8 protein-coding genes are annotated in these 7,319 nt (G+C 63.9%); 5 read left to right on the top strand and 3 right to left on the bottom strand.

Annotation, left to right across the window (positions count from 1 at the left end):
• Both MOV74_RS26570 and MOV74_RS26565 read right to left on the bottom strand, forming a co-directional pair.
• A partial coding sequence (locus MOV74_RS26570) for a hypothetical protein (protein ID WP_246929403.1) occupies nt 1-228 on the bottom strand: 228 nt, incomplete at its 3' end.
• A gap of 483 nt (nt 229-711) precedes the next feature.
• Complete coding sequence (locus tag MOV74_RS26565) at nt 712-906, bottom strand: hypothetical protein (RefSeq protein WP_246929401.1); 195 nt, start codon at nt 904-906, stop codon at nt 712-714.
• A gap of 87 nt (nt 907-993) precedes the next feature.
• On the opposite strand from MOV74_RS26565, the gene MOV74_RS26560 reads away from it, so the two are divergent.
• The gene (locus MOV74_RS26560; RefSeq protein WP_246929399.1) at nt 994-1,509 is read left to right on the top strand and encodes a ferritin-like domain-containing protein; all 516 of its coding nucleotides are present in this window, start codon (nt 994-996) and stop codon (nt 1,507-1,509) included.
• Between the two features lie 47 nt (nt 1,510-1,556).
• Here the strand turns inward: MOV74_RS26560 and MOV74_RS26555 are convergent, their stop codons facing one another.
• Nucleotides 1,557-2,414, bottom strand: coding sequence for an SDR family oxidoreductase (locus MOV74_RS26555; RefSeq protein WP_246929394.1), 858 nt, complete (start codon nt 2,412-2,414; stop codon nt 1,557-1,559).
• Between the two features lie 267 nt (nt 2,415-2,681).
• Between MOV74_RS26555 and MOV74_RS26550 the strand changes: the two genes are divergently transcribed.
• The 4 genes from MOV74_RS26550 (at nt 2,682) to MOV74_RS26535 (ending at nt 7,270) form a co-directional block, all read left to right on the top strand.
• Nucleotides 2,682-3,932 (top strand): ABC transporter substrate-binding protein, encoded by a 1,251-nt coding sequence (locus MOV74_RS26550; RefSeq protein ID WP_246929392.1) that lies wholly within the window; start codon nt 2,682-2,684, stop codon nt 3,930-3,932.
• Nucleotides 3,933-4,056: 124 nt separating this feature from the next.
• On the top strand, nt 4,057-4,884 hold the full coding sequence (locus tag MOV74_RS26545; RefSeq protein ID WP_246929390.1) for an AraC family transcriptional regulator: 828 nt from the start codon (nt 4,057-4,059) through the stop codon (nt 4,882-4,884).
• Between the two features lie 288 nt (nt 4,885-5,172).
• On the top strand, nt 5,173-6,183 hold the full coding sequence (locus MOV74_RS26540) for a branched-chain amino acid ABC transporter permease (RefSeq protein WP_246929388.1): 1,011 nt from the start codon (nt 5,173-5,175) through the stop codon (nt 6,181-6,183).
• A gap of 1 nt (nt 6,184) precedes the next feature.
• Nucleotides 6,185-7,270 carry a branched-chain amino acid ABC transporter permease gene (locus MOV74_RS26535; RefSeq protein WP_246929386.1) on the top strand — a complete coding sequence of 362 codons (1,086 nt, stop codon included), beginning with the start codon at nt 6,185-6,187 and terminating at the stop codon, nt 7,268-7,270.
• Nucleotides 7,271-7,319: the final 49 nt, after the last annotated feature.

Below are 7,319 nucleotides of genomic sequence, written 5' to 3'. Positions count from 1 at the left end.
CTCGAGCCAGCCGCGGCGGATCGCCGGCTGGGCGATCCGCGCCTGGTGGCGGAGCGCACCGGGGAAATTGTCGATGATGCCGTTCGGATCGGGGTCGCCCGCATAGGCCCTGACCTCCAGCCCGGCCGCGCCCTGACGCGCGGAAAACACCCCCCAATGCGAGGTGTGCGGCTTGAAGCCATCCGACAGGTCGAGACCGGGGTCGGGGAAGCCAATCGTATCGTCCATCATCTGATCCTTATTCCGGGTCCGGTCCGCAATCGGGCTGGTAATATACCGATCCGTTCCGGACGTCGTCGAGATCAGCCTTGACGGAAACGCTGGGCTGCCCCGCGCCGCGGACGTCGTGATCACACTATGACGATGCGCGCTTGGACAGGGCGTCCCCCAGGCGCCGGAGTTCGGCCTCACCCGCCCGCGCAGCAATCGACCAACAGCCGCCAGATCCGCTGCGCCTCGTCCCGCGCGTGACCCTCCGGCACCTTCTCAACGCTGGACCGACCATAATCGGCGCGCGTTTGGCGAGGCACGACCCACCGCTCCGAGATCGGGTCGTACCATTTTCCGATGTTCATCTCAGTCACGGCGATCGACTCACAGATTTGATCAACGGTTGAGCGATGCGCCTGCCGCGGTCTCATGCGAGCCATTCGGCGACGCGCCACCCAATTTACCAATCGTGAGCTCGCATGATCGTTCCGCTTCTGGATCTCATCCCGGCCGCGCCGGATGAAGCGTGCGCGGATGCCGCTCGTGCAGCAGCCGCGCGAGCTCCTCGCGCTCGCTCTCGCGTCCTTTCATGGCGGTCTCGAACAGCGCCTCCTGGATGTCGCGAGGCATGTCGCCCCACACGTCCATGGCGGCGCGTCCGAGCAGGCCCGCGAGATGATCAACTCCATCGCTCATTCGGCTCTCCTGGTCTGCACACGGAAATGGAACAGCTGCGGCGGTCTAGCGTTCCAGTGTCATCATTGTGAAAAGGAGGCGTCTTTTATGGGATTATTCACCAAGGACATCAAATCGATGGAAGACCTGCTGCTGCACGGGCTGCAGGACATCTACTACGCGGAGCAGCAGATCCTGAAGGCGCTGCCCAAGATGATCGACAAGGCGACCAACAGGGATCTCGCCACCGGGCTGAAAGCTCACCTGGACGAGACCAACAAGCAGGTCGAACGGCTCGACAAAGTATTCGCCAAGCTCGGCAAGCAGCCCAGCGGCACGCAGTGTCCGGCCATCGATGGCCTGATCGAAGAAGCCGACGCCACCGCCGGCGAGATTGAGGACAAGGCCGTGCTCGACGCCGCGATCGTCGCCAATGCACAGGCCGTGGAGCACTACGAAATGTGCCGCTACGGCACGCTGATCGCCTGGGCGGAAGCACTCGGCCACGACGACATCGTGCGCTTCCTCACCACCAATCTGAATGAAGAGAAGGCTGCCAACACCAAGCTGAACACCGTGGCGTTGCGCAAGGGCGTCAACGCCAAGGCGTCCAACGCGGCCTGACCGCTTGCGACGTGGCGGCCCGGCTTCCGGCGCCGCCACGGTTCTCGTCAAATGAACGGCTTTCCGCCGGTGACGGCCAACGTCGCCCCCGAGGTGTAGCTCGATAGCGGATCGGCCAGCATGACATAGGCGGTTGCAAGCTCGGCCGGCTGGCCGGCGCGCTGCATCGGAACCTGCTTGCCGAAGTTCTTGACCCTTTCCTCCGACATGGTCGATGGAATCAGCGGCGTCCATATCGGGCCCGGAGCAACGGCGTTGACCCGAATGCCCTTCTCCGCCAGCATTTGCGCAAGCCCACCGGTAAAATTCTGGATGGCGCCCTTGGTCGTGGCGTAAACCAGCAGGGTCGGGTTCGGCATGTCCGAGTTCACCGACGCCGTGTTGATGATCGCAGCTCCCGGCCGCATGTGAGAAACGGCGGCCTTGGTCAGATAGAACATAGCGTGGATGTTGGTCTCGAACGTGAGCCGCCACTCCTCGTCGCTGATGTCTCCGATGTCCTTGAACGTGGCCTGATGGGCCGCATTGTTGACGAGGATATCAATGCCGCCGAGCTCCTCGACCGTGCGACGCACGATGGAGCGGCAGTGCTCGGGATTGCGGATGTCGCCGGGAATCAGGATCGCCTTGCGTCTTTCCCGCTCCACCAGCGCCTTGACCTCGGCCGCATCCTCGTCCTCGTTCAAATAGGAGATGACGATGTCGGCGCCTTCACGCGCGTAGGCGATCGCGACCGCGCGGCCGATGCCGCTGTCACCTCCGGTGATGAGCGCCTTCTTTCCGGCCAGACGTCCCGAGCCTCTGTAACTCTCCTCGCCATGATCGGGGCGTGGCCGCATCGCCCGCGTCGAGCCGGGCATCGGTTGCTGCTGCGGCGGATAAGGTGGCTTTGGATAGTCGGTCATGAAGCAGCTCCAGGGATCTGCTCCGCTAACGGAGCCCCGCAGGAAGCGTTCCTGTGACCGCGCTGCTGCACCGCGGAACCCTTTGCGCCGCAACATTCAAAAATGAGACTGCCAGTCAAGCCGGACGAGGCGCTCACGCATGCACCGCATCCGAGTTCGGCTAGCTTCTCATCAAAGCCGCGGGCCTTCGAGAGCCAGCCTTCGAGAGCCACGCGGCGCCGCGCCGGTTCGGTACGGCCATAAATCGACGTCACAGGGAGGAGCACAATGTCGAAATGCAGTGTGGGACTGCTCGCGCTGAGCAGCCTGTTTCTTTCAAGCGCAGCGATCGCCCAGGAAAAGATCAAGGTGGGCGTGACCGCGACGCTCGAGGGCACCTACACGGTGCTCGGCGAGGACGGCATGCGCGGCCACCAGACCGCGCTCAACGTGCTGGGCAAGAAAATCGGCGACAAGGAGCTCGAATTCATCGTCGCCTCGACCGACGCGACACCGGACTCCGCGGTGCGCGCCGTGCGCAAGCTGATCGAGCAGGACAAGGTGCAGATCCTGCTCTCGCCGCTGTCCGGCGACGAGGGCATCGCGGTCAAGAACTTCGCAAAGACCCACCCCGAGCTGACGTTCATCAACGCGGCGTCCGGCGCACAGGAAACGACCTACGTCGATCCGGCCCCGAACTTCTTCCGTTACAACATGGACGGCGCGCAGTGGCAGGTGGGCCTCGGCAAGTACGCCTATGACGAAAAGAAGTATCGCAAGATCGCAACCGTCGGCGAGGACTATTCCTTCATCTACACCCAGGTGTTCGGCCTCGTGCTCGAGTTCTGCGGCGCCGGCGGACAGATCACCAACCGGCAATGGGTGCCGCTCGGCACCAAGGATTTCGCATCGGTCATCGCCGCCCTGCCCGACGATGTCGACGCGATCTATCTCGGCCTCGGCGGCGCCGACGCCGTCAACTTCCTCAACCAGTATCAGCAGGCCGGCGGCAAGGCGCATCTGATGGGCGGCTCCATCATGATCGACCAGACCATCCTGTCGTCCAAGGGCAACGCCAAGAATGCCCTGGTCGGCACCATCGCGGCGAGTGGCCAGGCCGATACCTGGGAAGATCCGGGCTGGCAGAAATTCGTGAAGGCCTATCAGGACGCCTTCCCGCCCAATAAGCGCTTCCCGAGCCCGTCACTGCTCGCGACCAATTACTATGACTCGACCATGGCCCTGATCCTCGCCCTGCGCGAGGTCAACGGCGATCTCTCCAACAACCAGTCGAAGTTCAAGGCTGCGCTGGCGAAGATCGAGATCGACGCGCCGAACGGCAAGATCAAGCTCGACTCCAACCGGCAGGCGATCGGCACCAACTTCGTCACCGAAGTCGTCGACGACGGCAAGGGCGCGTTGTTCAGCAAGGTGGTGAAGGTGATCCCGAACGTGAACCAGACGCTGGGCTATGATCCAGCCGTATTCTCGAAGATCGGACTGCCGAGCCGCACCGTGCCGGAATGTAAGAAGTACTGACGCATCGCGCCTGCAACGGACAACCGGGGAGCGACTTGCTGACGCGGTCGCTCTCCGCTCTTGCAATCTCGTCGGCGTTGTTGAACGCTGAGTGAAAAGACAAGAACATTCGGGAGGGGAAGGCATGAGCCGTGCGCTCGCCGTCTTCCACGGCCGGTTCGGTCGGGCGACGGTTTATCAGTTGAACCGCCCTTTCAATATTCACGCCCATCGCGAAGGTCATCTGATCTTCCATGTCGGCGGCATGCCCGCATGCATCGACGTGTCCGACGGGCACCATGATCTCACCGAAACGTCCGTCGTCGCGGTCAATCCCTGGGAGCCGCACAACTTCCTGCCGGCCGATCTGGACGGCGGCGCGATCTTCTTCGTGCTCTACGTCAATGCCGAATGGTTTGCACCCGATGCATCCGGCACTCACCGGCTGCGTTTCGGCCGCACCCAGTTCAAGCGCACGCCGGCCCTGGACAAGCACATCAGGCGGACCGCCGCGCTCGTGTGCGGCGCACCATCGCTCTCCAGTCTGGATTCCGAACTGCGGAGGTTGATCGACATCTGCTACGACGAAAGCTGGCAGCAGGCCGAGATCGCCCGCGATCCTCGCGCAAGCGGCTCCGTCACCGATTTTCGCGTGCGCAAATGCATCAAGATGATGTCGGAAAGCCCCGGCGCTGAGATCGAGCTCGATACGATCGCGCGGGAATCCGGCCTGTCGCGTCCGCATTTCTATCGGCTGTTCCGCGTCCAGACCGGCGTTACGCCGAACCTCTATCTCAACACGCTGATCATGGAACAGGCGCTCGAAGCACTGGTGGCGAGCGAGACGCCGATCGCCGATATCGGCTTCGATCTCGGCTTCTCCTCGCAAAGCGGTTTCACCCGCTTCTTCGCCGCCAATGTGGGGATGGCCCCGACCGATTATCGTCGCGCGGCCAAGATTTTGCGCGCCTGAGCGCGGGCCACGAAAAGATACTCACGATCAAACGTTCCCCTCCGAGCCCGGCTAGGATGTCGGCAACGCGATCCCGAGAGAGGATTGCGACCGACGGGAGCGCACGTCCATGGCGAGGCCAGCAGCCGGCATCGGCTTGCATGCCCCCTCGCCCCGCTTGCGGGGCCGAGACGAGCTTCGCTCGCTCTGGGAAGGTCGGGGTTTACCCACGCCTTCTCGAAGGATCGGCCGCCGGGAATCCGCTTCCCATCTACGATGGCCCTGCCACAAGCGAGGCGAGGCGGGAGCATGAGCCGCTTTGTCGAACGCCATCCGGCCTGGGCGCTCATCGCAATCATTGCCGTTGCCGTCGCGCTCTGGTTGATCTTCGCGGTCTGGCCGCCGGGCCTGGAAGAGGCCGTCGGCCGCAAGCGCGTCTTCCTCAACGCCGTCTTCAACGGTATCACGCTCGGAGGGCTCTACTTCCTCGTCGCCAGCGGCTTCACGCTGATCTTCGGGCTGATGCGCAACGTCAACCTCGCGCACGGCTCGCTCTATCTGTTCGGCGGCTATGTCGGCTACGCCATCAGCACGGCGACCGGCTCCTGGGTGCTCAGCTTCATCGTCGCCTTCATCCTCACGGCCCTCGTCGGCGTCCTGCTCCAAGTGATCGTGTTCCGCCGGATGGAGGGACAGGATCTCAGGCAGACCATGGTGACGATCGGGCTTTCGATCGTGTTCGCCGATCTCATGCTGTGGGCCTGCGGCGGCGATTTCTACCAGATCCAGACACCGAACTGGCTGATCGGCCCCGTGGAGCTGCCGCTGGTCACGGCGATCAAGTCCTCGGGCGAGCCGGTCTATCTCCGATATCCCATGGTGCGACTGGTGATCTTCGCCGCCTCGGTGGTCATTGGCGTAGCAATGTGGCTTGCGCTCAATCGCACCCGCATCGGCATGATCATTCGCGCCGGCGTCGACGACCGCGATATCCTCGCCGCGACAGGCGTGCGTATCCAGCTCGTCTTCGTGCTGGTGTTCGCGTTCGGCGCAGGTCTTGCGGGCATCGCTGGCGTCGTCGGCGGCACCTTCCAGTCGCTGTCGCCTGGCGAGGACATTCGCTTCCTGCTCGCCTCCCTCGTCGTCGTGATCGTGGGCGGCATGGGCTCGATCCCCGGCGCCGCACTTGGGGCGCTGATCATCGGCCTCGCCGAACAGCTCGGCTCGGTCTACATCCCGACCTACGCCATCGTCGTGACCTTCCTGATCATGGTGCTGGTGCTGGCGATCCGGCCGCAAGGCCTGTTGGCGAGGCGCTGACATGTCGCTCGCCCACGATGCCCGCGTTGCCGTCCGTCCCGCCACAATGGCGCAGCGCGCGGCACGGACGTGGCCGGAGATCAACAATCCCGCCGCCTGGGTCGTCGCCGTCATCCTCCTGATCATGCCGCTGATCGCCAACGGCTTCTTCCTGATCGAGATCTTCGCCTCCACCTTGATCCTCGGCACCATGGCGCTCAGCCTGATGTTCCTCGCCGGCTATGGCGGCATGGTCAGCCTGATGCAGCTCACCATCGCGGGCTTCTCGGCCTACATGGTCGCGGTGTTCGGCGTCAGCGGCAACGCCAATATCAGCCTGGGCTGGCCATGGTGGCTCGCGGTCCCCATGGCGCTGGCGCTGGCAACCGCCTTCGGCACGCTCGGCGGCGCGCTCGCGGTGCGCACCGAGGGCATCTACACCATCATGATCACGCTCGCGATCGGCGCGGCGTTCTATTATTTCACGAACCAGAACTGGGCGATCTTCAACGGCCATACCGGCATCAACACCGTGGCCACGCCGCACTTCTGGGGCGTCAACTGGCGCGCCGACATTCCCTTCTATTATATCGTGCTCGCGGTCGCCGCGCTCTGCTATTTCGCCGTCGAATATCTTTCGCGCGCCCCCTTCGGCCTCGCTCTCCAGGGCGTGCGCGACAATCCAAGGCGCATGGCGGCGCTCGGCTTCAACGTCAATGCGCACCGCATCGCCGCCTATGCCTTCGCCTCCTTCGTGGCGGCGCTGGCCGGCGTGCTCCAGGTCTGGAACTACCGCCAGATTTCGCCGGGCTCGGTCAGCGTCGGGGCCTGCATCGACGTGCTGATCATCGCCGTCGTCGGCGGCATCACGCGCCCGATCGGCCCCTTTATCGGCGCACTGATCTTCGTGCTGCTGCGCACATTCGCGCTCGACTTCCTGGTCAGGCTCGGACTCGACGGCAACCGCTTCCGGCTGCTGATCGGGCTCGGCTTCCTCGCCATCGTGTTCTGGTCCTCGGACGGCGTCATCGGCCTGTGGCAGCGCTGGCGTCAGAGCCAGCGGCGTCCGGCTGCAAATCAACCTGGCAGAGGACGCGGCCATGGATAGCGTCGCGCAACGCCTCTCGGCCGTCGGCGCCGGTGCCGCGCTGGAGCTG

The organism is Bradyrhizobium sp. SHOUNA76 (assembly GCF_023006445.1).
Taxonomy (GTDB): Bacteria; Pseudomonadota; Alphaproteobacteria; order Rhizobiales; family Xanthobacteraceae; genus Bradyrhizobium.
The sequence above is the reverse complement of the archived record's forward strand: the minus strand, read 5'-3'. Positions and strand labels throughout refer to the sequence as shown.